At 75.2% G+C, this 22,514-nt stretch carries 23 protein-coding genes; 9 read left to right on the top strand and 14 right to left on the bottom strand.

What is annotated here, in order from left to right; translation table 11 throughout:
• Positions 1 to 86 precede the first annotated feature (86 nt).
• The gene (locus PSED_RS13880; RefSeq protein ID WP_013674877.1) at positions 87 to 872 is read right to left on the bottom strand and encodes a FadR/GntR family transcriptional regulator; all 786 of its coding nucleotides are present in this window, start codon (positions 870 to 872) and stop codon (positions 87 to 89) included.
• Positions 873 to 1,223: 351 nt separating this feature from the next.
• Between PSED_RS13880 and PSED_RS13875 the strand changes: the two genes are divergently transcribed.
• On the top strand, positions 1,224 to 1,496 hold the full coding sequence (locus PSED_RS13875) for a hypothetical protein (protein ID WP_013674876.1): 273 nt from the start codon (positions 1,224 to 1,226) through the stop codon (positions 1,494 to 1,496).
• Between the two features lie 185 nt (positions 1,497 to 1,681).
• Here the strand turns inward: PSED_RS13875 and PSED_RS13870 are convergent, their stop codons facing one another.
• Positions 1,682 to 3,052 (bottom strand): FAD-dependent oxidoreductase, encoded by a 1,371-nt coding sequence (locus PSED_RS13870; protein WP_013674875.1) that lies wholly within the window; start codon positions 3,050 to 3,052, stop codon positions 1,682 to 1,684.
• Positions 3,053 to 3,159: 107 nt separating this feature from the next.
• Positions 3,160 to 4,149 (bottom strand): helix-turn-helix domain-containing protein, encoded by a 990-nt coding sequence (locus tag PSED_RS13865; protein ID WP_013674874.1) that lies wholly within the window; start codon positions 4,147 to 4,149, stop codon positions 3,160 to 3,162.
• A gap of 84 nt (positions 4,150 to 4,233) precedes the next feature.
• On the opposite strand from PSED_RS13865, the gene PSED_RS13860 reads away from it, so the two are divergent.
• Complete coding sequence (locus PSED_RS13860) at positions 4,234 to 4,461, top strand: hypothetical protein (RefSeq protein ID WP_013674873.1); 228 nt, start codon at positions 4,234 to 4,236, stop codon at positions 4,459 to 4,461.
• A gap of 150 nt (positions 4,462 to 4,611) precedes the next feature.
• Here the strand turns inward: PSED_RS13860 and PSED_RS13855 are convergent, their stop codons facing one another.
• The 4 genes from PSED_RS13855 to PSED_RS13840 all read right to left on the bottom strand — a co-directional run bounded on the left by PSED_RS13855 (position 4,612) and on the right by PSED_RS13840 (position 8,087).
• Positions 4,612 to 5,688 carry a winged helix DNA-binding domain-containing protein gene (locus PSED_RS13855; protein ID WP_143770480.1) on the bottom strand — a complete coding sequence of 359 codons (1,077 nt, stop codon included), beginning with the start codon at positions 5,686 to 5,688 and terminating at the stop codon, positions 4,612 to 4,614.
• 44 nt (positions 5,689 to 5,732) lie between these two features.
• Entirely contained in the window at positions 5,733 to 6,512 is a 780-nt protein-coding gene (locus tag PSED_RS13850) for an IclR family transcriptional regulator domain-containing protein (RefSeq protein WP_013674871.1), read from the bottom strand.
• A complete protein-coding gene (locus tag PSED_RS13845; protein WP_013674870.1) occupies positions 6,509 to 7,651 on the bottom strand; it encodes a lyase family protein in 1,143 nt (380 codons plus the stop codon). Before PSED_RS13845 ends, PSED_RS13850 begins: the two co-directional genes overlap by 4 nt.
• A gap of 61 nt (positions 7,652 to 7,712) precedes the next feature.
• A complete protein-coding gene (locus PSED_RS13840) occupies positions 7,713 to 8,087 on the bottom strand; it encodes a nuclear transport factor 2 family protein (protein ID WP_013674869.1) in 375 nt (124 codons plus the stop codon).
• A 130-nt stretch (positions 8,088 to 8,217) separates the two neighbouring features.
• Between PSED_RS13840 and PSED_RS13835 the strand changes: the two genes are divergently transcribed.
• The 4 genes from PSED_RS13835 to PSED_RS13820 all read left to right on the top strand — a co-directional run bounded on the left by PSED_RS13835 (position 8,218) and on the right by PSED_RS13820 (position 11,214).
• Positions 8,218 to 9,000: a helix-turn-helix domain-containing protein gene (locus PSED_RS13835; RefSeq protein ID WP_013674868.1), complete on the top strand. Its 783-nt coding sequence runs from the start codon at positions 8,218 to 8,220 to the stop codon at positions 8,998 to 9,000.
• A gap of 42 nt (positions 9,001 to 9,042) precedes the next feature.
• Positions 9,043 to 9,714 (top strand): HAD hydrolase-like protein, encoded by a 672-nt coding sequence (locus PSED_RS13830; protein ID WP_013674867.1) that lies wholly within the window; start codon positions 9,043 to 9,045, stop codon positions 9,712 to 9,714.
• 103 nt (positions 9,715 to 9,817) lie between these two features.
• Positions 9,818 to 10,588, top strand: a complete 771-nt coding sequence (locus tag PSED_RS13825) for a CoA transferase subunit A (RefSeq protein ID WP_013674866.1) — start codon at positions 9,818 to 9,820, stop codon at positions 10,586 to 10,588.
• Positions 10,588 to 11,214 carry a CoA transferase subunit B gene (locus PSED_RS13820; RefSeq protein WP_013674865.1) on the top strand — a complete coding sequence of 209 codons (627 nt, stop codon included), beginning with the start codon at positions 10,588 to 10,590 and terminating at the stop codon, positions 11,212 to 11,214. The genes PSED_RS13825 and PSED_RS13820 overlap by 1 nt, the downstream gene beginning before the upstream one ends.
• On the opposite strand, the gene PSED_RS13815 is transcribed toward PSED_RS13820, so the two are convergent.
• Together PSED_RS13815 and PSED_RS13810 are read right to left on the bottom strand one after the other, a co-directional pair.
• On the bottom strand, positions 11,168 to 12,430 hold the full coding sequence (locus PSED_RS13815) for a cytochrome P450 family protein (protein WP_013674864.1): 1,263 nt from the start codon (positions 12,428 to 12,430) through the stop codon (positions 11,168 to 11,170). The two genes, PSED_RS13820 and PSED_RS13815, sit on opposite strands and share 47 nt — an antisense overlap.
• A 47-nt stretch (positions 12,431 to 12,477) precedes the next feature.
• Positions 12,478 to 13,602 carry an NAD(P)/FAD-dependent oxidoreductase gene (locus tag PSED_RS13810; protein WP_041759643.1) on the bottom strand — a complete coding sequence of 375 codons (1,125 nt, stop codon included), beginning with the start codon at positions 13,600 to 13,602 and terminating at the stop codon, positions 12,478 to 12,480.
• A gap of 645 nt (positions 13,603 to 14,247) precedes the next feature.
• Between PSED_RS13810 and PSED_RS13805 the strand changes: the two genes are divergently transcribed.
• Entirely contained in the window at positions 14,248 to 14,997 is a 750-nt protein-coding gene (locus PSED_RS13805; protein ID WP_013674862.1) for a 4'-phosphopantetheinyl transferase family protein, read from the top strand.
• Between the two features lie 24 nt (positions 14,998 to 15,021).
• Here PSED_RS13805 and PSED_RS13800 read toward each other — a convergent pair whose 3' ends face one another.
• The 5 genes from PSED_RS13800 to nhaA all read right to left on the bottom strand — a co-directional run bounded on the left by PSED_RS13800 (position 15,022) and on the right by nhaA (position 20,533).
• Positions 15,022 to 16,386, bottom strand: a complete 1,365-nt coding sequence (locus tag PSED_RS13800; protein ID WP_013674861.1) for an FAD-dependent oxidoreductase — start codon at positions 16,384 to 16,386, stop codon at positions 15,022 to 15,024.
• Positions 16,379 to 17,059, bottom strand: a complete 681-nt coding sequence (locus PSED_RS13795; protein ID WP_013674860.1) for a VC0807 family protein — start codon at positions 17,057 to 17,059, stop codon at positions 16,379 to 16,381. The genes PSED_RS13800 and PSED_RS13795 overlap by 8 nt, the downstream gene beginning before the upstream one ends.
• Positions 17,056 to 17,658 carry a TetR/AcrR family transcriptional regulator gene (locus PSED_RS13790; RefSeq protein ID WP_013674859.1) on the bottom strand — a complete coding sequence of 201 codons (603 nt, stop codon included), beginning with the start codon at positions 17,656 to 17,658 and terminating at the stop codon, positions 17,056 to 17,058. The genes PSED_RS13795 and PSED_RS13790 overlap by 4 nt, the downstream gene beginning before the upstream one ends.
• Positions 17,659 to 17,757: 99 nt before the next feature.
• The gene (locus PSED_RS13785) at positions 17,758 to 18,996 is read right to left on the bottom strand and encodes an acyl-CoA dehydrogenase family protein (RefSeq protein ID WP_013674858.1); all 1,239 of its coding nucleotides are present in this window, start codon (positions 18,994 to 18,996) and stop codon (positions 17,758 to 17,760) included.
• Between the two features lie 175 nt (positions 18,997 to 19,171).
• On the bottom strand, positions 19,172 to 20,533 hold the full coding sequence (gene nhaA / locus PSED_RS13780) for a Na+/H+ antiporter NhaA (protein ID WP_233899401.1): 1,362 nt from the start codon (positions 20,531 to 20,533) through the stop codon (positions 19,172 to 19,174).
• Positions 20,534 to 20,545: 12 nt separating this feature from the next.
• On the opposite strand from nhaA, the gene PSED_RS13775 reads away from it, so the two are divergent.
• Positions 20,546 to 21,103 carry a DsbA family protein gene (locus PSED_RS13775; protein ID WP_013674856.1) on the top strand — a complete coding sequence of 186 codons (558 nt, stop codon included), beginning with the start codon at positions 20,546 to 20,548 and terminating at the stop codon, positions 21,101 to 21,103.
• An 81-nt stretch (positions 21,104 to 21,184) separates the two neighbouring features.
• Complete coding sequence (locus PSED_RS13770) at positions 21,185 to 22,510, top strand: DNA polymerase IV (protein ID WP_013674855.1); 1,326 nt, start codon at positions 21,185 to 21,187, stop codon at positions 22,508 to 22,510.
• Positions 22,511 to 22,514: the final 4 nt, after the last annotated feature.

Raw genomic sequence — 22,514 nt, 5'->3', positions numbered from 1 at the left:
GGACACGTTCGGACGGGGCCTTCGTCGTGAGCGGGCTCGGCGGCCGGGCAGGCCCCGGCGGGCCGGGCGGGGGCGCCCCGGCCGGGTCAGCCGAGCAGGTCCAGGACCGTCCGGACGTCCGCGCGCAACAGGTAGTCGCGCGCCTCCTCCAGGTGCTTGCGCCACAACGCCTCCGCGGCGACCGCGTCGCGCGCCTCGATGTAGTCCACGACGAGGTGGTGGGCCCGCAGGCCGCGGCGGATGGCCCGCAGGTGGGCCGGGGTCCCGGCGTCGCTGGACACGTGCGACCAGTTCGCCAGCGCGATGATGTGGTCGATCATCCCGATCAGGACCTGCAGCGTCTGGTTGCGGGTGAGTTCGGTCAGGAGCGTGTGGAACGCCATGTGGGTCCGGATGGTGCGGTCGTGGTCGTCGCGGACCGCGTCGTGCGCCGTGAGGGCCTCACGCAGCCGCGCCACGTCCTGCTCGGTGCGGCGCTCGGCCAGCAGGGCCACGCAGGGCGGCTCGAGGACGAGCCGGGCGTCGTAGACGTCCTCCAGCGTGGTGCCACGGTACTCGAGGATGAACCCCGCGTAGCGCGCGGCGACGTCGGCGTCGGGCACCTGGACGCGCGCGCCCCCGTGGGCGCCGCGGCGCACGCTGATGAGCGACTCCGACTCCAGGACGCGGAACGCCTCCCGCAGCGTCGGGCGCGAGACCTGGAACTGCTCCATGAGCGCGGCCTCCGACGGCAGCGCGTCGCCCGCGGCCAGCTCACCACGGATGATCTGCCGGCGCAGGTGTCCGGCGACGAGCTCGGCCATCTTGGGGACCCGCAGCTGCCGGCCGACAGGCGACCCGGCGCCGTTCCCGGCGCTGTCCTCCGCCGTCACCGAGTGACCTCCCGCAGCTCGATCCGTGGCGACCGCTCGCCGTCCCGCGGCCGTCCTCCGGCCAACCCGGAAACAGGACGACAAATAAACCTGTTGAACCGGATCGTAGACCATCGATCCGACGCCGCCGGACACGCGAAGGGCCGCCGAGGTTGATCGCGGCGGGATGCGTTGCTACGGTCACGTCCGTGCGCCTCGACGAGTTCATCGCTCCGCGCGCTGAGGTAGTAGCCTCGCGCGTCGGCTAGCCAGGTCGCCTGCGCGCTCGTTCCGCCGCCCACCCGCGCGGCGTCCCTCGTTCCGAGACCTGGCTCGGGTTCCCGCTTCCGCGAACCCCGTCCGGAGTCCCCGATGACCCTGCTCGACGACCGCCGCCCGTCCCCCGGTTTCCGCATGCACCGCCGCTACGAGATCGTCGTCTCCGGCGGTCTCACCGGCGCCCTCGCCGCAGCCGAGACGTTGCGCGACTGCGGGTTGCCCGTCCGCGACTTCTCCGTCGAGGTCCGGGAGGGGATCCCCTACAGCTCCGTGTTCGCGACGGTCTCGATGACCGACGCGGAGGCCCCGGCGTTCGCCGACCGGCTGCGCGCGCACCCGTCGGTGCTGGCCGTCGACCCCTCCTGACCCCCCGGGACCGTCACGCGGTGCCGGCCACTCGACGGGCCGGACCGCGTGCGCGAGCCGAGGTCCCCGCCGGAACGTCTCGGCGGGGGCCTCGAGCACCGGACCGGGCACGCGTACCCGACCGGTCGGAGATCGGACCGCTCCGGCCGCCCGCCGCACCGGCACGCGGTGCGGGGGCGGGCGGGTCAGGCGCCCCGGCAGGCCTCGATCATGGCCGCGAGCTCTGCGACCTTGACCCGGTCGGCGCCGCCGCGGACGCCGCCGAGGCGAACCTCCTCGGCGTCGAGCCGCAGCCACGCGGTCCAGTCCACGGGCTCGATGCCGTGGGCCGCCAGGGAGGCCAGGAGGTCCTCCCGGTCGGGCGCCTTCGGGTCGGGCAGGTCGGGCAGGTCCTCCAGGAGCTTCTCGACCGTCTCGACCGCATCGCCCTTGTTGGTGCCGATGACCCCGCTGGGACCGCGCTTGATCCAGCCGGTGACATAGGCACCCGGGACGGGATGCCCGTCCTGCACGACGCGGCCGGCCTCGTTGGGCACGGTGCCGGAACGCTCGTCGAACGGCAGGCCGGGGATCGGCTCGGCCGAGTACCCGATGGCCCGCACGACGAGACCGACGTCGAGCGTCTCCTCCTCGCCGGTCCCGACGACGCGGCCGTCGACGATCTCGTTGCGCTCCACGACCAGCCCGCTCACCCGGCCCGCGGTACCCAGGATGCGGACCGGGCTGCGCAGGAACCGCAGGTGGATGCGGCGCGGCCGGCCCTCCTCGATGTCGGCGGCCGCCCACTCGGTGAGCATGTCGAGGTTCTGGTGCTGGCGCCGGTCGTCGATGCCGGTGCGGTCGGGCCCCTCCCCCGCGAGCAGGTCGTCGTCGTGCACGACCACGTCGGCGTGGGCGAGCTCGCCGATCTGGCGCAGCTCGGCCGGGGTGAACTTGACGTGCTGCGGCCCGCGCCGGATCAGGATGTGCACGTCGCGCACGGCGCTCTCGCGCAGGGCGGCGAGCACGTTGTCGGGGATGTCGGTGGCGGCCATCTCGTCGGCGCTCTTGGCGAGCACCCGGGCCACGTCGAGCGCGACGTTGCCGGCCCCGACCACGGCGACCCCGGGATGGTCGAGCGGCGGCGCCGACCCGAGGTGGTCGGGGTGCCCGGAGTACCAGCTCACGACCTGCCCGGAGCCGACGCTGCCGGCCAGTTCCTCCCCGGGGATGCCGAGGCCGCGGTCGATGGAGCTGCCCGTGGCCCACACGATCGCGTGGTAGTGCTCGCGCAGCACGTCGAGCGGGAGCCCACCGTCGTCACGGCCGACGGGGACGTTGCCGAGGAAATGGACCTCTGCGGGGTCGAACGGGCGCTGCAGCACCCGGATGACCGACTTCATCTTCACGTGGTCGGGAGCGACGCCGTAGCGGACCAGCCCGTACGGCGCGGGCAGACGGTCGAGCACGTCGACGACGACGCCCGTCTCCGATGCGGAGGCGAGCAGGGCGGCCGCGGCGTAGAGGCCGGACGGGCCTGCCCCGATCACGGCGACCCTCGGCTGGGCGGATGTCATTCGATCTCCTCGCAGGCCGGGGGGACGGCCCGGCCACCGCGCTATTTCTACATGACGGGTGCCGCCGCGAACATCGATCGCGCCACTCTGCTGGGCTTCTCCGCAGGTCACGACCCTGCCGAGGCCAACCCGGCGGCGACCTCCGCGGGCCCGCACGCCCGGAAGGAACGCCGGTAGTCCGCGGGCGCCACGCCGAGGCGGCGGCGGAAGTGGTGCCGCAGCAGCGCGGCGCCGCCGAAGCCGGTGTCGCGGGCGATCTCCTCGACCGACAGGTCGGTGTCCTCGAGCAACCGCTGCGCCCGCAGGACGCGCTGCAACGTCAGCCAGCGGACGGGCGTCGTCCCGGTCTCGGCGGCGAACCGCCGGGCGAAGGTGCGCCCCGACATGCCCGCCCGGGCGGCGAGCGCGCCGACGGTGTGGTCCTGGTCGATGTTCTCCAGCATCCACTCCAGGACGGGTGCCAGGGTGTCGATGGTGCACTCCGGGACCGGCTGGTCGACGTACTGACGCTGACCGCCGTCGCGCTGCGGGGGGACGACCATCCGGCGCGCGATGCCGTTGACGACGGCGCTGCCCAGCTCGCGCCGGACCAGGTGCAGGCACGCGTCGATGCCTGCGGCGGTGCCTGCGCTGGTGACGAGGTCGCCGTCGTCGACGAACAGGACGTCCGGGTCGACCTGCGCGAGCGGGTGGCGGGCGCGCAGCTCGTCGACGGCGTTCCAGTGCACCGAGCAGCGCCGCCCGTCGAGCAGGCCCGCGGCCCCGAGGACGAAGACGCCCGAGCACACCGACAGGATCGTCGCGCCGTCGGCGTGGGCCGCGCGCAGCGCGTCGAGGACCTCGTCGGGGAACTCCCGCAGCCGGGTGGCGCCGACGGCGACGAGATCGGCGCCGCGCAGCCCGTCGAGCCCGTGGTCGGGGATGAGCCGGCCCCCCGACGTCGTCCGTAGCGCGACGCCGGCCTCGGGACCGCAGATCCGGAAGTCGAGCACGGGCAGCCCGTCGTCGGAGCGGTCGAGGCCGAAAACCTCGCAGATCACGCCGAACTCGAAGACCGCCATCTCGGGGAGGACGAGGGCGGCGACGCTGCGCAACATGACCACAGTCTATGGCCGAATCTTGTCGAAGGATGACTTCCCGCCATCTGTTGGCAGAAACTCGCTCCGCACACAATTCCTGCCATGATGCTCTCGCTGATCGTCCTGGCCCTGATCGCCCTCGGCGTCGTCGCGTCCGTGCGGGCGCACCGCGACGGCCGCCGTCGTTTCCGGCTCTACCAGTTCCGGCCCGCGGCCCCGTTCTCCGGGATCCTGCCGTCGGGCGGGCACGACCGCGACGTCGAACGGCTCGTCGCCGAGCTGCGCGCCCACGGCGACGCCCCCGCCGACATCCACCTGCGGGTGCGCTGAGCCCACCGGCGACCGGACACGACCCGACACCGCCGATGGCCCGACACCGCCGATGACGGCGAACCCTCCCACCCGCCCGCGCCGGCTCGTACCGGTGCGGGCATCCGACGTCGCGCTGCAGCGAGGGCCCGTCGGACACGGTGGCCGGGATCAGCGGGCGTGGAACGCGGTGAGGCGCTCGGCCTCGTCCGCGACGTCGCGGGCGGCGGCGGACGACAGCGGGACGAACGGCTCGGTCCGCACCCGTCCGTCGTCGAACCGCCAGGCCCCCGCGACCCGGCCGTCGACGAGGAACGTCGGCGTCGAGCGGGGCATCCGGACGTGGAACACGCGGTCGCGGAACTCGGCGGGCAAGATGCCCGCGCGCGTCGCGTGGCCGAGCAGCAGCACGGCGTCGTACGTCGACAGAAAACGGACGGGCGCCTCGACGTCGGCCGCCGGGAGCGGGGCACGCGGCAGGTCGACGAGCTCCTCGCCGTTCTCGGCGCGCAGCCGGCGCAGGTCGAGCCGCGCCAGTACCGCTCGCGTGGCCCCGACGGTGAGTCCGGCGTAGCGGGCGACGTCGCTCGCCGACCCGGGGCCGAACGCCCGCAGGTAGCGCCGGACCAGTAGCTCCTCCCCCGCCGCGACGACCTCCGGCGGCTCGGGTACGGCCGCGGGAGCCGCCGTACCCAGGTGCGCCGCCGCCGGCGCGTAGACGTGCGCCCGCGGCCGCTCCCATGTCCCGGCGGGCGGGACGCGGACCAGGTCCGTCCACAGCTGGGTGCCGGGGAAGACCGCCGGGTCGATCCCCGCGTCGCGCAGCGCGGCGACCAGCGTGGGCTGTGCCGCGGGCCCGGCGGCCAGCACGTCGCGCACGACGGCCGTGGCGGCCACGAGCTGCTCCTCGCGCTGGCCCTTGTGGGTCCGCAGCCAGTCGGCGCGACGCGGCAGCCGGACCGCCGCCGTCAGCGGTGCGTAGTCGGCGCGCGAGACCATGTGGATCGTGCACCGCATCATCCAGCCCTGCACGACCCGGCCGGTCGTCAGCGCCGCGGTGAGGTCCTCGCGGGCGAAGCCCTCGACCCGTGACCACAGCCCGACGTAGGCCGACGGCGCGTGCTGGGTCTGCAGGCCGCCGAAGCGCTCGACCGCCTTCGCGGGGGTGATCAGAGCCCGTTCCAGCAGCCCCTGCCGGGCGAGCAGCGCCCGGTTGAGCTCGCCCCGGGTCAGCACGCGCTCGGCCACCCGCGCAGTCTGCCCTGCGGCGGGGGCGGCGTGCGACGGCGCAGTCAGGCGTGGGCGAGATCGGCCTCGATCGCGGCGGCGCAGGCGCGCAGCGCGGGCAGGACGTCGGCCACCACCTGCTCGGCGGTGCGGCGCGAGGCGTGCGTGCTGACGTTGACCGCCGCGACCACCGAGCCGGTCCGGTCGCGCACCGGGACCGCGATCGAGCGCAGGCCCAGGTCCAGCTCCTGGTCGACGATGCAGAACCCGGACACCGCCGCCTCGGCGACGGCGGCCTCGACCGCCGCGGGGTCGGCGAGCGTGTGCGGGGTGAGCGACTCCGGCGGCCGGGCCGCGAGCAGGCCGGCGCGCTCGTCGGCGGGCAGTGCGGCGAGCAGCACCCGGCCCATCGACGTCGCGAAGGCGGGGAACCGGGTGCCGATCGTGATCGCCACGGTCATGATCCGCGAGGCGGCGACCCGGGCGACGTAGACGATGTCGGGCCCGTCGAGCACCGAGAGCGACGCGGACTCGTCCACCTTGCGCGACAACGCTTCCAGGTGCGGTCCCGCGACCTCGGGCAGGGTCAGCGCCGAGAGGTAGGAGTAGCCGAGCTCCAGCACGCGCGGGGTCAGCGAGAACAGCCTGTCGTCGGTGCGGACGTAGCCGAGGTCGGCCAGCGTCAGCAGGAACCGGCGGGCGGCGGCGCGGGTCAGCCCGGTGGCACGGGCGACGTCGGCCAGGGTCCGGCGCGGATGCGTGGCGTCGAACGCCCGGATCACCGCGAGGCCCCTGGCCAGCGACTGGACGTGGTCGGGCGAGAGCGCCCGGTCCGGGGCGCTCACGGCCGGCGCGCCAGTACCCGGTCGACGAGGTCCCCCGCGTGGCTCGGCGCCGGGTCCGGCGAGGTCAGCGCGAGGTTGCGCGCCATGGCCCCGGGGTGGACGCCCAGCCCGACGAGCGACACCCGCAGCCGGGCGGCGGCCCCGCCGGTGGCGAGCAGCAGGTCGGTCAGCGCGGGCCACTCCGCGTGCCAGGGCCCGGCTGCGCGCTGGTGCTCGTGGTCGGACGCGGCGAGCAGCGTCGCGACGAGCCCCGGGGCGCGGCGCGCCGAGGCCCGCGCGGTGATCGCCGCGATCGGGTTGCGCTTGTGCGGCATGGACGACGAGTCCCCCGGCGCGGCCTCGGCCACCTCGCCGACCTCGGTCGCCGACAGCAGCACGACGTCGGTCGCCACCTTTGCGCAGGCCCCGGCGGCCACGCCGAGCGCGGCCGCGAGCTCGCCGATCCGCGTCCGCTCGGTGTGCCACGGGACGTCCTGGCGGGGCAGGCCGAGCCGGTCGGCGAGCGCGTCGGCCACCGCCGGGCCGTGCGGGTACGACGCCGCGAGCGTCCCCGCCGACCCGCCGAACTGCACGGGCAGCGCGGCGACCACGCTCCCGAGCTGCACCCGGGCCCGGTCGAGCCCGGCGCACCACCCCGCCGCGACGAGGCCGAACGTCGTCGGCAGGGCCTGCTGGCCCAGGGTCCGCGCGATCGCCGGGGTGTCGCGATGGGCGGCGGCGAGCGCGGCGGCGGCGTCCGCGCACGCGGCGAGGTCGTCGCCGATCACGTCCGCCGCCGTCCTGACGAGCAGCACGAGCGCCGTGTCCATGACGTCCTGGCTGGTCGCCCCCGGGTGCACGGCCGGAGCGCCCGGGCCTGCCGCCGCGCGCAGCCGCCGGGCCAGCGGGATCACCGGGTTGCCGCCCTCGACGGCCTCGCCGGCGAGCACCGCGGGATCGAGGTCGGCACGCAGCGCGGCGGCGGCCCGCTCGACGTGCGCGACGGCGGCGGCGTCGACGAGCCCGTGGGCCGCCGCGGCGTGCGAGAGTGCGACCTCGACGTCGATCAGCGCGGTGAGCCACGCGACCGCGTCGACGGTCCGCGCGACGCGGTCGGACCCGAGCAGCGGCGCCAACATCCCGATCCCGGTGTCCGGCATGCGAACGAGCGTACGGGATGCGCCCACCCGTCCCCCGCGCCGCGCCGGGTACCCACCGAGTTCAGGCCGGGACCTTGTCCAGGAAGCCCAGGACCCGCTCGATGCGGCCCTGCTCGTCGGTGACGACGACGTCGAACCCGACGACGAGCGGTTCCTCCCCCGCCGGACCCAGGCCCCAGCAGAAGCGCGCCTGCCGGTGGTGGGCGTCGACGGGTCCGACGGGGGTGAACACGAACCCGGGGAACTGCTCCTGCACCGCCGCGATCGTGGCGGCGACGGCGTCGTGGCCGGTGACGTCGACGAGCGGGTCGGTGTAGGCGGCGTCGGCGGTCCAGTGCCGCTCGAGCAGCGCGCGGCGGGCCTGCGGGTCGGTCTCGTTCCAGCAGGCGAGGTAGTCCCCGATGAGGGTGCCGGTCGTCGTGGTCGTGGCGGTCATCTCGGTCTCCTTCGTTGCGCCGCACCGGACGTCCCGGTGCCGGCACCGATCCTGCGGCGCCCGGCGGCGGCGGGTCGATGACCTCCGAGGTCATCGTCGCGGCGACCTGCGCGCACTACCGTCGGCGCCCGTGACGACCTCGACCGCGCCCGTCGGCGCGCTGCTGCGGGAGTGGCGCGAGCGCCGCCGGCTCAGCCAGCTGGAGCTGTCGAACCGCACCGCGGTCTCGACGCGGCACCTGAGCTGGATCGAGACCGGCCGCAGCCGTCCGACGGCGCAGATGATCCTGCGCCTGGCCGACGACCTCGAGGTCCCGTTGCGCGAGCGCAACGCGATGCTGCTCGCCGCCGGGTTCGCCCCCGCCTACCCCCAGCACGGGCTCGACGACCCCGAGCTCGCCGATGTCCGCGACGCCCTGCGCGCCGTCCTCGCCGCACACCTGCCGCACCCGGCGCTGCTGCTCGACCGGCACTGGGACCTCGTCGAGGCCAACGCCGCGGCCACCGCGCTGCTCGACGGCTGCGCCCCGCACCTGCTCGTCGCGCCCGTGAACGTGCTGCGCGTGAGCCTGCACCCCGACGGGCTGGCCCCGCGGATCGCGAACCTCCCGCAGTGGCGCGCGCACCTGCTGGGCCAGGTCCGGCGCCGTGCCGAGCGGACGGGCGACCCGGCGCTCGGTGCGCTGCTCGACGAGCTGACCGGCTACGGCGGCGGGACGGCCGAGGAGCCCGGGCCGGGCGCGGTCGTCGTTCCGCTGCGGCTGCGGACGGCCGACGGCGAGCTCGCCCTGTTCTCCCTCGCCGCGCACGTCACGACGGCCGCGGACGTCACCGTCGAGGAGCTGGTCGTCGAGACCTTCCACCCGGCCGACGCCGCCACCGCCGCGGCGCTGCGCCGGCTGGGCACGGGGTAGGGCGAGGACCCGCGCCCGGCCGGACGGCCGGGCCGGGCGACGATGGAGGGTGTGACCACGCGCCACGGCTCCGCACCCGAGATCGTCCTGCTCGACCTCGACGGCACCCTCGTCGACTCCGCGCCCGGCATCCTCGGGTCCCTGCACGCCGCGTTCGCCGAGCTGGGCGTCGAGCCGGCCCCGGGCGCGGTGGGCCGTCACCTGCTCGGGCCGCCGCTCTACACGACGCTGCCGGCGATCGTCGGCGACGAGGAGACGGCAGCGCAGGCGCTGGTCACCTACCGCCGGCACTACGCCGACGCGGGCCTCTACGACTGCACCCCCTATCCGGGCATCGACGCGCTGCTGCGGGAGCTGTCCGCCGGCGGGGTGCGGCTGGCGCTCGCGACGAGCAAGGCCGAGGTCTTCGCCGAGGAGGTGCTGGCCCACCACGGCTGGACCGACCTGTTCGCCACGATCACCGGCGACAGCCTCGACGCGCGCCGCCCGACCAAGGCCGACGTCGTCGCCGAGGCGCTGCGCCGCCTGGGCGCCGAACCGGGAGACCACGTGATCATGGTCGGCGACCGCAGCACCGACGTCGTGGGCTCGGCGGCACACGGGATCGCCTGTCTGGGCGTCGCGTGGGGCTACGCCGAGCCCGGCGAGCTGGAGGAGGCGGGCGCCCTGGCCGTCGTCGGAGACGCCACCGAGCTGGGCCACGCCCTGCGCTGAGTGTGCGCTATCCGAACAACTGCACGTCTGACGAACGCCTGACTAGGCTGGGCGCCATGCCCCGACCCGTTGCCCGCGACCTGGTACCCGGTCCGGTGATCGCGTGATCGACAAGGTGGTCGCCACCGCGGCCGAGGCCGTCGCCGACATCCCCGACGGCGCGTCCCTGGCCGTCGGCGGCTTCGGCATGTCCGGCGTGCCGGTGACGCTCGTCGCCGCGCTGCTCGAGCAGGGCGCCACCGACCTGGAGACGGTGAGCAACAACCTGGGCGTCGACGGGTTCGGCCTGGGCACGCTGCTCGCCGCCGGCCGCATCCGGCGCACCATCGGCTCCTACGTCGGCAACAACAAGGAGTTCGCCCGGCAGTACCTGGCGGGCGAGGTCGAGGTGGAACTGACGCCGCAGGGCACGCTGGCCGAGCGGCTGCGCGCGGGAGGCGCCGGGATCCCCGCCTTCTACACCCCGGCCGGCGTCGGCACGCTCGTGGCCGACGGCGGGCTGCCGTGGCGCTACGCCCCCGACGGCAGCGTCGCGGTGCGCTCACCCGCCAAGGAGACCCGCGAGTTCGACGGGACGACCTACGTGCTCGAGCACGCGATCGTCACCGACTTCGCGCTGGTCCACGCCTGGAAGGGCGACCGGCACGGCAACCTCGTGTACCGGCGGAGCTCGCGGAACTTCAACCCGGACTGCGCCACCGCGGGGCGCATCACGATCGCCGAGGTCGAGCACCTCGTCGAGCCCGGCGAGCTCGACCCCGACGAGATCCACACGCCCGGAATCTTCGTCCAGCGCGTCGTGGACGCCGCGGGCGTGGAGAAGCAGATCGAGTTCCGGACGATGCGCCCCACCGCTCCCGACGAGGAGTCCTGATGGCCCTGACCCGCGACGAGCTGGCCGCCCGGGTGGCCCGCGAGCTGCCCGACGGCGCCTACGTCAACCTCGGCATCGGGATGCCGACGCTCGTGCCCGGGCACATCCCGGCGGGCCGCGAGGTCGTCCTGCACTCGGAGAACGGCATCCTCGGCGTGGGCCCGTACCCCACCGAGGCCGAGCTCGACGCCGACCTGATCAACGCGGGCAAGGAGACCGTGACCGTCCTGCCGGGGGCGAGCTTCTTCGGCTCGTCGACGAGCTTCGGGATGATCCGCGGCGGCCACGTCGACGTCGCGGTCCTCGGCGCGATGCAGGTCAGCGCGCGTGGCGACCTCGCGAACTGGGCCGTGCCCGGCAAGCTGGTCAAGGGCATGGGCGGCGCGATGGATCTCGTCCACGGAGCGGCGAAGGTCGTCGTGATGATGGAGCACACCGCGCGCGACGGCGCACCCAAGATCGTCGAGGAGTGCTCGCTGCCGGTCACGGGGCTGGCCTGCGTCACACGCATCGTCACCGACCTCGCGGTCGTCGACGTCACCGACGAGGGCCTGGTGCTGGTCGAGACCTCCCCCGGCGTCACCGAGGACGAGGTCCGCGCCGCGACGGGCGCCGAGCTCCGGTGAGCTGCCCTCCCCCCAGGTCGACCGGCAGCGTGGTGAGCCCGCGGATGAGCGTGCTGCGCCGGTACACGAGATCGTCGACGTCGGCCGCGAGGGTGAGGCTCGGGTAGCGGTCGAGCAGGGTCCGCAGCGCGACCTCGCCCTCGATCCGCGCGAGCTGTGCGCCCAGGCAGAAGTGCAGGCCGTGGCCGAACGCGACGTGGCCGGTGGCGTCGCGGGCGACGTCGAGCCGGTCGGCGTCGGGGAAGCGGTCCGGGTCGCGGTTGGCGGCCCCGATCCCGAGCATGACGACGGAGCCGCCCGGGATCGTCGTGCCCGCGACCTCGACGTCCTCGGTGGTGAACCGCACGGGCGCGGTCCCGACGGGCGAGTCCCAGCGCAGGAACTCCTCGACCGCGCCCTTGGTCAGCTCCGGGCGCTCGCGCAGCAGCGTGAGCTGGTCGTCGTGGGTGAGCAGGCCCAGCAGGGCGTTGCCGATGAGGTTGACGGTGGTTTCGTGGCCCGCGATGAGCAGCAGCATGCCCATCGCGACGAGCTCCTCGCCGGAGAGCCGGTCGTCGTCGTCCGCGGAGACGGCGACCAGCGCCGAGAGCAGGTCGTCACCGGGCTCGGCGGCCTTGCGTGCGGCGAGTTCACCCAGGTAGGCGCCCATCTTCGCCGAGGCCTCGCCCTTGGCCTCCTGCGGGGCGTCGTCGACCATGGTGGCCGACCAGGCGCTGAACTCGTCGCGGTCCTGCGCGGGGACGCCGAGCAGCTCGCAGATGACCCGGACGGGCAGCAGGAACGCGTAGCGCGCGATGAGGTCGACGGTCCCCTCGGCGGGCAGGTCCGCGACGAGCTCGGCGGCGATCTCCTCGACCCGCGGGCGCAGCCCGGCCATCCGACGCGCGGTGAACGACCGGCTGACCAGCTTGCGCAGCCGGGTGTGGTCCGGCGGGTCCATGAGGATCATCATCGGCGTCGACGGCGCGTCGGCCCGCTGCTCGGGCGGCAGCGTCCACCGCCAGTCCTTGGCGAACCGGGGATCGGTGAACGCGGTGCGCACGTCGTCGTAACGGGTGACGAGCCAGACCGGGCCACCGGGCAGGTCGAGCCTGCGCACGGGTGCCCGCTCGCGCAGCGCCGCGTAGGCCGGGTAGGGGTCCGCCCAGAACTCGCCGTCGAACACGGCGGGCAGATCCTGGGCACCGGCGGTGGTGGTCGCGGTCATGGCCCCCATGGTGCCAGCTCTTGTGAGCATCCGCTTACAACGGTCGGGACCGCACGTCAGCCGAGCCGCGTCGGGCTGAACACCCGCGGGTCCACCTCGATGTCCGCAGGGACGGGCGCGCCCGTGACGACGGCCGCGGCCAGTGCCCCGAGCGCCGGCGCCGACTCGATGCCCGACCCGCCCTGACCGGCCAGGAAGTGGAACCCCGGGTGCTCGGGGCGGGCACCGACGACCGGCAGCCGGTCGCCGACGAACGAGCGCAGCCCCGCCCAGGCCGTGCGCACCGAGCGCACCGGCACCGTCACCACCGCGGCGACGCGTTCCAGGGCGAGCGCGACGTCGAGCTCGTCGGGGCGGGCGTCGCACGGCGGCGACGGCGTCTCGTCGCCGGGAGAGACGAGCAGCCCGCCGGGCTCGCTCTTGAAGTAGAAGCTCTCGCCCACCTCGATGACCATCGACCGCCGTCCGCCGGCGGGTACGGCCTCGTCGGCGACCGGGACGATGGCGGCGGTGCGGCGCAACGGGACCAGCCCGATCGGGTCGACGCCCGCGGCCTGCGCGACGACGTCGGCCCACGCCCCCGCGGCGTCGACGACGTCGGGCGCCTCGACGTGACCGTCCGGGACGTCCACCCGCCAGGTCGTCCCCCGGCGCTCGAGCGATCCCACCCGCGCCCCGGAGCGGACCTCCCCGCCCCGGCGGCGCAGCCCGCGCACGTACGCGGCGTGCAACCCCGCCGCGTCGACGTCGGCCGACGCGCTCGTCACCGCCGCCGCGCGCACCACGCCGGGCCGCAGCAGCGGACAGATACTCTGTGCCGCATCGGGATCCACACGTTCCGGGGCGAGCGGCTCCCCTTCCCGCTCGGCCAGCAGCGCCGTGACGCCGCGTTCGCCCGCCCCGTCGAAGCCCGCCCAGACCACCGTGTTCGGGGTGAGCAGCGGCGAGGTGTCGAGCTCGGCCGCGAGCGCGGCGAACCGCGGACCGCTCGCGGCGACCAGGGCCCGGACGGGCGCCGGGCCGTGGCCGGGGATGTAGGTCGCGGCCGACCGGGCCGTCGAGTGCGTGGCCAGCGCGGACTCGCCCTCCAGCAACAGGACCCGGCGGTCCGCGGCCAGCTCGAAGGCGACGGACGCCCCCGCGATCCCGCCCCCGATCACGACGACGTCAGGTGAGCCCACGGGTCCGACGGTAATTCGGTGGCAGCCCGGTCCGCACGATGGCACCCTTTCGGTCATGCGCTTCTTCCTGTGAGCCGACCGCGGGCGACCGCCCGCCGTCGCCCTCGCCCGGGTCGGTCCCGGCGAGGCCGCCCGTCCCAGCCCGCCCGGCCGGCCGTGAGCCGTCCGTCGCTGCGTCGGCCGCTGCTCTCCAGGAGGTCCGTGTGCCTGCCCGTATCCCGTCATCCCGTTCCCTCGCGGCCACCCCCGCGGGACCCGACCACGACCAGCCCGCCCCCAACCGGGCCGCCCGCAGGGCGCGCCGCAAGGGCGGAACAGAGCCGCAGCGCGCGACACCGGATGTGCAGCACGCACATCGGGGAGCGGTGTCGACGAAGCCGGTGCATCCGCGCGCCGACTTCGCCGCGCGACGCAGCGGCTGACACCGCGGCCCGTCGCTGGTGACGGCGGGCCGCGTCGGGGGGCGTGCGCGGGACGCGGTGTGTCGCACCGCGTCCCGCGCGCGGTGCCCCGCTCCTCCCGGTGGCCGCGCCGTCCGCCGCCGCGTGGATCGACGACGGCGGACGCCGGGGCCGGGGCCGGGCCGAGACGTCGCGCCCGTCACGCCCGCTTCGCGCCGGCCCACCGCCGTGCGACGCTGGCGTCGTGCGCGACGCCGTCCCGGGAACCGGCCCGACCACGGGCGAGTGCACCGTGTGGTGGGCGGGCCCGGTCGACCCGGCGCTCCGCCGCGACCTCGTCGCGCTCCTCGACGAGCACGAACGCACCCGGCTGCGCGCGTTCCGGCGCCCCGACGACGCGGGCCGCTACCTCGCCGCCCATGCGCTGACCCGGATCGTGCTCGGGGAACGCACCGCCACCCACCCCGCCGGGGTCCGCTTCGACCGCACCTGCCGCTGCGGCGCGCCCCACGGCAAGCCCCGGCTCGCGCCGGTCGGGGACGGCGGCCCCGAGTTCTCCTTCACCCACTCCGGCGACCTCGTGGGGCTCGCCGTCGCCGACGTCCCGGTCGGGCTCGACGTCGAGCACCACCGCGCGCTCTCCGACGTCGCGGGCATGGCCGAGCACGTCAGCTCCCCCGCCGAGAAGGCCCGCCCCGCGCCCGCGACGACGGGCGAGTTCCTGCGCGTCTGGACCCGCAAGGAGGCGCTGCTCAAGGCCACGGGCGACGGGCTGTCGCGGCCGATGGACTCGATCACCCTCAGTCCGCCGGGACACCCGCCCGCGGTGCTGGAGTGGACCGGCGAGGGCGCGCCTGTCGAGCCGTTCTGGCTGGTCGACCTCGCACCGCGGCTGCACCATCCGGCCGCCGTCGCGGGCGCCGGCGCCGCCGCGCCACGGATCGTCGAGCACGACGGCGACGCCGTCCTGCACGCCCGCGCGGCCCGCGCCTGACGACCCGGCCGCGCCCCGGCCGCGTCAGACCGACAGGCGCGCCCGGCCGGCCGCGCCGGAACCGACCCGCGGGCCGAACCAGCGGCCGAGCGCGTCGTCGAGCCCGAGACCGCCGTCCCACACGAGGTGGCCGTCGGGCCGCACCAGCCGCGGTGCAGGACCCGGACGGGCCTCGACCCGGTCGGCCCACGCCGCCGGCAGGTCGGCACCGACCAGCACCCCGCGCCCGTCGGCCGAGACGGGTTCCTCGGCCCGCCCGAGCACGCCGGGGTACGCGACGGCGAGCCCCGACAGCTCGAGCGCGACGGCCCGTCGGGCCTGCGGGAGCGCGAGCAGCCCGGTCACGATCTCCCGGACGGCGATCGCGTCCGGGTCGGGGATGCCCAGCACCCCCTGGGCCCGCGTGCTCACCAGCACCCGGGCGGCGACGGGATGGCGCTCGTCGTGGTAGCTGTCGAGCAACCCGCCGGGTGCGTGCCCGCGCACCTCGGCGGCGAGCTTCCAGCCGAGGTTCACCGCGTCCTGCAGACCGAGGTTGAGTCCCTGCCCGCCGACCGGGAGGTGGATGTGCGCGGCGTCGCCCGCGAACAGCACCCGCCCGTGCCGGTACCGCTCCAGCTGCCGGGCCGCGTCGCCGAACCGTGAGGCCCACAGCAGCTCACCGATCTCGATGCCGGGCCCGTGCGCGGCGACCAGCCCGCGCCCGACCTCGGCGGCGGTGACCGGCGCGTCGCGGTCGAGGCGCTGCTGCTCCTCGCCCCCGACGACGACGCGGTAGCGCCCGCCCGACAGGGGCAGCAGGAACCCGGACCCGGTCGACGGCAGCTGCCAGTCCTCGGCCAGCCCGGCCGGTTTCGCGGCCAGCGTGACGTCGGCGACGAGCAGCGAGAACCGCGCGGACGACCCGGGGAAGGCCGCCCCGAGGAGCCTGCGGACCGCGCTGTGCCCGCCGTCGGCGGCGACGAGCCACCCCGCCCGGTGCGACCGCCCGCCCGCGGTGACGACGACCCCGCCGTCGTCCTGCGCCACCTCGGTGACCGCCGCGTCGCGCACCACCGGGGCACGCAACCGAGCCTCGACCGCCGCCGCGACGCGGGCCTGCTCGACGCCGAGCTGGAACGGGAACCGCGTCGGCAGATCGGTGTAGTCGATCGGAATCCCGGAGAAGTGCCCGGCCGGGAGGCGGGCCAGGACGTACGGCTCGATCGCGGCGAGCAGCCCCCGGTCGGCGAGCAGCTCCACCGATCGGGGCTGCAGGGCCAGCGCCTTGGACTGGGTGGTCGGCTGCGGGTCCCGCTCCAGGACGAGCACCTCGACACCGGCCCGCTCGAGCTCGAACGCCGTCATCAGACCGGTGGGTCCGGCGCCGGCGACGATCACGTCAGGCATCGATGTCCTCCTTGCGGATGTACCAGACGTGCCACGCGATCAGGCAGCCCAGCACGACGAACCAGACAACCGTCGTGACCAGGGCGATCAGGTCGATCGGGAGCAGGTAGACGAGGACCACGTGAACCACCGCGTTGACCAGCAGGACCGCACCCCAGACGGCGGTGTTCACCCGCAGCCCGCGCCGGAACCGCTCGTCGGTGTCCCAGCGGTCCGCCCACGCGGCCGCGCCCTCGGCGCCGCGCTTGATCTCGGCGATGGTGCGGCCGAGGGTCAGCTGCGCGGGCTTGCCGACGACGACCGTCACCAGCATCCACGCCCCGAACAGACCGCCGAGCGCGGCGGTCCAGCCCTCGCGGATCGCGAGGGTGCGCGGGTCGTCGGACAGCAGTCCGAGCACGACGGAGAGCACCAGAACGCTCAGCGTGACCAGGGCGACGAGGTCGACCCGGCGGTTGCGCACGACCGTCCACACGACGAACGGCGCGGCCACCAGCACCCCGGCCATCAGCGCCCACCACTGGCTCACCCCTGCGGCGCGCAGCCCGTAGAACAGGCCCATCGGCACGAGGACCTCGAACACGACGGCGAGCAGGTTGGCGCGCACGACCCGGCGCAGCCCGGCGTCGCCCCCTGACGACGGCGCGGCGACGGGCTTCTGGTCGATCATCATGATGTTCCCCCCTCGGGACCGGGCGCGGTGGCCCGGGTGTACAGGTCGGCGAGCTCGCGCCCGATCCGGGCGAGCTCCGAAGGCTCCGGGACGTCGGCCGCCATGGTGGCGACGACGGCGTCGAGTCCCGTGGTCAGTGCGAGCGCCGTGATCCGGGGGTCGAACGAGCCGAACTCGCCCGCCGCCTGCCCGGCGCGGAAGTGCTCCTCGAACAGGGCGAGCCGGCCGTTGACGCCCGGGCTGACCGCGCCGACCTTGCGGACCACGTCGATCAGGGCGCGGACCTCGACCGGATGCTCGCCCACCAGCGCGACGTTGGCCTCGACGTAGGCACGCAGCTGCGCCACGTAGCCCTGGGCGGCGTCGATCCACGGCTGCATGAACGCGCCGGTGACCTGTTCGATCTCGGCGACACACGCCGCCAGCAGGTCGTCCTTGCCCGCGAAGTGGTAGCTGATCATGCCGGTGCTGGAGAGGCCGGCGTGCTTGGCGATCCGGCTGAACGAGGCGTTGTCGAACCCGGCCTCGGCGATGACCTCGATCGCAGCGGCCACGATCTGGGCGCGCCGGGTCGTGGTCGTCGCCGTCTTTGCTCGCATGAGCAAAAATTAGCTCGCTCAAGCAAAACCGGCAAGCAGATTCGGCGTGGTCCCCCGTCCGAGTGGTCGGCGACACCGCGGCGACCCGCGGAACGAGCCCTACGCGTCGGCGGTGGCCACCGCGTCGTAGCCCGGGTCGCTGAAGATCTCCTGCAACCGGCGGCGCCGGAAGCCGATGTTGCCGCCGCTGAACAGCGGGTAGGCCAGCGCGTCGGCCATCAGGCCGGCCAGCGGTGACTCGTGCGAGTACGACTGCACACCGACCACGCGCATCAGCTCGGTCAGCGACTGCACCGCCGCCTCCGAGCCGAACACCTTGGCGTGGATGCCGAGCTCCTCGGCGTAGGGCTCCCGACGGTCCGCGGCGTGACAGGCCCGCCAGGTCAGGGCGCGGGTCGCCTTGATGCGCGTCTTCACGTCGGCGAGCACGAACGCGACCCCCTGGTGGTCGATCACCGGGACCGGGCCCCCGCGGCGGTCGCTGCGCGCGAAGTCGAGCGCGTGGGCGAACGCGGCCCGCATGACACCTACCGCGCACGCGCCGACCGCAGCCCCGCCGAACGCCGACGCCAGCAGTGCGGGCCCCTCCCCCGGGCCGCCCAGCACGTTCTCCCGCGGGACGGTCACGCCCACCAGGTCGAACCGCGGCAGCAGGTGCGCGCGGTGGCCGAGCGGGTCGAGCTCGCCCGTGACCCGCAGGCCCTCGACCGGCCCCGGCACCGCGACGACGGCGACGCCGCGGTCGGCCGCCCTGCGCGCCGTGAGCCGGCAGGCGACCGACATCAGGTCGGGGCCGGTGCCGTCCCAGCCCGTCGCGCCGGAGACCCACTGCTTCGTGCCGTCGATGACGAGCGACCCGCCGCGCGCCCGCGCCGTCGTCCGCAGGCCGGTGCCGGGCGCCGTCGAGAGGTAGTTCGCGCTGCCCCCGGGCTCGCTGAACGCCAGCGACGCGACGGGCGCGCCCTCGGTGCGCAGGAACGGTCCGAGGAACCGTTCGTGCTGCTCGGGGGAGCCACCGCGCAGCAGCGGCGCCAGCCCGAGGGACGTCGAGAACAGCGACAGCGCCACGCTCGGATCCCCGCCGATGAGCTCCTCGGCCAGGATCGCGACGGTCACCGCGCCGGTGCCGTCGCCGCCGAGCGCCTGCGGCACGAGCAACCGCAGGAACCCGGCCCGCACCATCTCCTCGTAGAACGGCCGGGTCGCGACGTAGCGCTCGCGCGCGGTCGCCAGCCCGTGGGTCTCCTTCGCGACGCGCGACAGGACGTCGCGGGCGAACTCGCGGGCGCGGGCCCGCACCGCACGCTGCTCGTCGCTCGGGGTGAAGTCGATCGGCACGGGACCCTCCACGATGCGGCTCGGGGGCCCACCCGGCCCGGTGACGCGCGGTCGGCACCCGTTGTACCGAGCCGGCGGCACGATCGGGCCCGGAGTGCGCGGATCGGCGAGAGCCCGTGCACGGATCGGCGAGCCCCGGAGGGGCCCGGCGCGGCGGGCGCGGGCGGCCCGTGGCTCAGGCCGGGGGACGCCAGGGGCGCGGGGGCAGCACCGGCAGCCCGCTCGGCGAGCATTGGCCGCCGCGTTCGCCCAGCAGCCGGAAGATCAGCCAGCCGAGCAGCGCCGCGAGGATCGACCCGGCGAGGATGCCGATCGTCGCCTGGCTCTTGAGGTTCTCGTCGTCGAACGCGAGATCGGTGACGAACAGGGCGACGGTGAACCCGATGCCCGACAGCGCCGCGCCACCGACGAGCTGGCCCCAGCGCAGGGTGTCGGGGACCCGCCCGATGCCGGTGCGCAGCGCGATCCAGGTGCCCGTGGAGACACCGATCAGCTTGCCGACGACGAGCCCCACGACGATGCCCCACGTGATCGGCGAGGACGCCGCAGCGCGCAGCGTCGCCCCGTCGAGCACCACCCCCGCGTTGGCCAGTACGAACAGCGGCACGATCACGTAGCTCGCCCACGGCTGGATGCGCAGCTGCAGGCGTTCGTTGGGCGAGACCGTCTCCACCGCGGCGGCCTGCGCGGCGAGCGCGCGTTCGGGGGTGGGGTCGACGAGCAGGCTGCGACCGACGATCTGCAGGCGGATCAGGTCGCGGCGCTGCGGCGCGTAGGCGTTGACGAGCAGGCCCATCGCGACGCCGACGACGCTCGGGTGCACGCCCGACTCCAGCACCGCCACCCACATCACGACGCCGATCAGCACGTAGATCGGCGTGCGCCAGAAGTGGACGAAGCGCAGCCCGACGATCGCGGCGAACAGCCCGATGGCGATCAGCAGGGCCGTGACGTTCACGTGGTCGGTGTAGAAGATCGCGATCGCGGCGATCGCGCCCACGTCGTCGACGACGGCGAGCGCCAGCAGGAAGATGCGCAGCTGGTCGGGACAGCGGGGCCCGACCAGCGCGAGCACGCCGAGCAGCACGGCGGTGTCGGTGGAGATCGCGATGCCCCACGCGCTCGCGCCCGGGCCGCCCGCGTTGAACGCGAGGTAGAGCGCAGCGGGGATGGTGAGCCCCCCGAGCGCGGCCAGCGCGGGTGCGGCGATCGCCCGGGCGCCGCGCAGCTCACCGAGGGTCATCTCCCGCGAGATCTCCAGGCCGATGCTGAAGAAGAAGATCACCATGAGGCCGTCGTTGACCCAGTGCCGCAGGTCCTCGGTGAGCTCGACGCCGCCGAAGCGCAGCGACAGCTCGGTGTGCCAGAACGTCTCGTACTGGCCCGACACGTTGGCCCAGACCACGGCGATCAGCGCGGCCGAGAGCAGCATCACCGCCGATCCCGACTCCGTGCGCAGGAACTGGCGCGCGGCGCGGCTGAGGTCCCCGCGCTCGGCTAATGTCGTGACGGCCACCCCGGAATCCTGCCCGGCCACGGGTGGACCGCGGTGAGGAGGGCGACCATCAGCACATTTCGGCTCGACCCGCCGATCGGGTCGTACGACCATCTGCGGGGCGTCCTGAGTGCGCCGTACTCGCTCGTGGAGTACGGCGACTTCGAGTGCCCGTACTGCCGGGCGGCCTACCCCGTCGTCGAGGAGGTCATCCACCGGCTGGGCGACCAGCTCGTGTTCGCGTTCCGGCACTTCCCGCTCTACGAACTGCACCCCTTCTCCCTCGCCGCCGCCACCGCCGCCGAGGGCGCCGCGGTCAAGGGCCAGTTCTGGGCGATGCACGCGAAGCTCTACGCGGGCGACGAGCCGCACCTCACCCAGCCCGACCTGCGCCGCTACGCCGAGGAGATCGGCATCCCGCCGGAGAAGGTGCTGTGGCCGAACACGCGGTTCGTCGAGGACCGGGTGGAGTCCGACTTCAACTCCGGCGTTCGCAGCGGGGTCCGCGGGACGCCGTCGTTCTTCGTCAACGGCGTGCTGCACGACGGACCGGTCTCGGTCCGTGGCTTCCTCGAGGCGCTGCAGCGCGACCCGGTCCCCGCCGACAGCTGAGGCACGCCCGGGACCGTCGGTGCGCGGGGTGAGAATGGAGGGGTGACGGGTCCGGGACGGCGCTGGGTGCTGCACCTGGACATGGACGCGTTCTACGCCTCGGTCGAGCAGCTCACCCGCCCGACGCTGGCCGACCGGCCGGTGCTGGTCGGGGGCGCGGGGCCGCGCGGCGTCGTCGCCGGGGCGAGCTACCAGGCACGGGTGTTCGGCGCGCGCTCGGCGATGCCGATGTCGCAGGCCCGCCGTGCCTGCCCGCACGCCACGGTGCTCCCGCCGCGGTTCCCGCTCTACAAGGCGGTGAGCGCCGTCGTCATGGAGGTGCTGGGCGAGGCCGCGCCCGTCCTGGAGCCCGTCTCGCTCGACGAGGCGTTCCTGGAGCCGCCGTCGCTGGCCGGGGCCACGGCCGCGGAGGTCACCGCCTTCGGCGCGGCACTGCGGGCAGAGGTGCGCGCGCGGTCGGGGCTGCCGGCATCGGTCGGAGCGGGGTCCGGGAAGCAGCTGGCCAAGATCGCCTCCGAGCTCGCCAAACCCGACGGGTTGCGCGTCGTCGCCCCCGACGACGAGCGCTCCGTGCTCGATCCGTTGCCGGTGCGCGCCCTGTGGGGCGTCGGCCCGGTCTCCGAGGCCGCGCTGCGCCGCCTCGGTGTGACGACGATCGGCCAGCTCGCCGCCATGGACGGCCGCGAGGTCGCCGGCGTGCTCGGCAGCGCGGTCGGCACCGAGCTGCACCGGCTCGCCCGCGGGATCGACGACCGGCCGGTCGCGCCGCGTGGTGCGGCGAAGCAGGTCAGCGCGGAGACGACGTTCGACACCGACCTGACGACGATGTCCGACGTGCACGCCGCCGTCGCGCGGATGGCGGAGGCCGCGCACCGGCGCCTGCTGGCCTCGGGCCGGGCGGCGCGGACGGTCACGGTCAAGGCGCGCACCGCCGACTTCGCGACGTCGAGCCGCTCGGAGACGACGGCCGTCGCGAGCACCGACCTGGGCACGCTCACCGCGGTGGCGCAGCGGCTGGCGCGCACGGCCGTCGGCGAGGGCGGGATCCGGCTGATCGGGGTGTCGCTCTCGGGCCTCGACGAGAGCCCGCCGCCCGCCCTGTTCGAGGCGGTGGCCTCGGCCGACGGCTGGACCGCGGTCGCGGCGGGCCCGGCCGATCCGGCAGCGGAACCCGTCCCGGGCGCGCCGGAGACGCCGCACCGCGCCCCCGCGCCGGAGGCGCCGTGGCGGGCGGGCGACGACGTCGCCCATCCCGCCCACGGGCACGGCTGGGTGCAGGGGGCCGGGCACGGGCGGGTGACCGTCCGGTTCGAGACCCGGGCCACGGGCCCAGGACCGGCCCGCACCCTGGCCGCCGACGACCCCGACCTGACCCGGGCCGATCCACTGGAGTCCTGGCGCCTGTGAGCGG

This window comes from Pseudonocardia benzenivorans CB1190 (assembly GCF_000196675.2).
Lineage (GTDB): Bacteria > Actinomycetota > Actinomycetes > Mycobacteriales > Pseudonocardiaceae > Pseudonocardia > Pseudonocardia benzenivorans.
The sequence above is the reverse complement of the archived record's forward strand: the minus strand, read 5'-3'. Positions and strand labels throughout refer to the sequence as shown.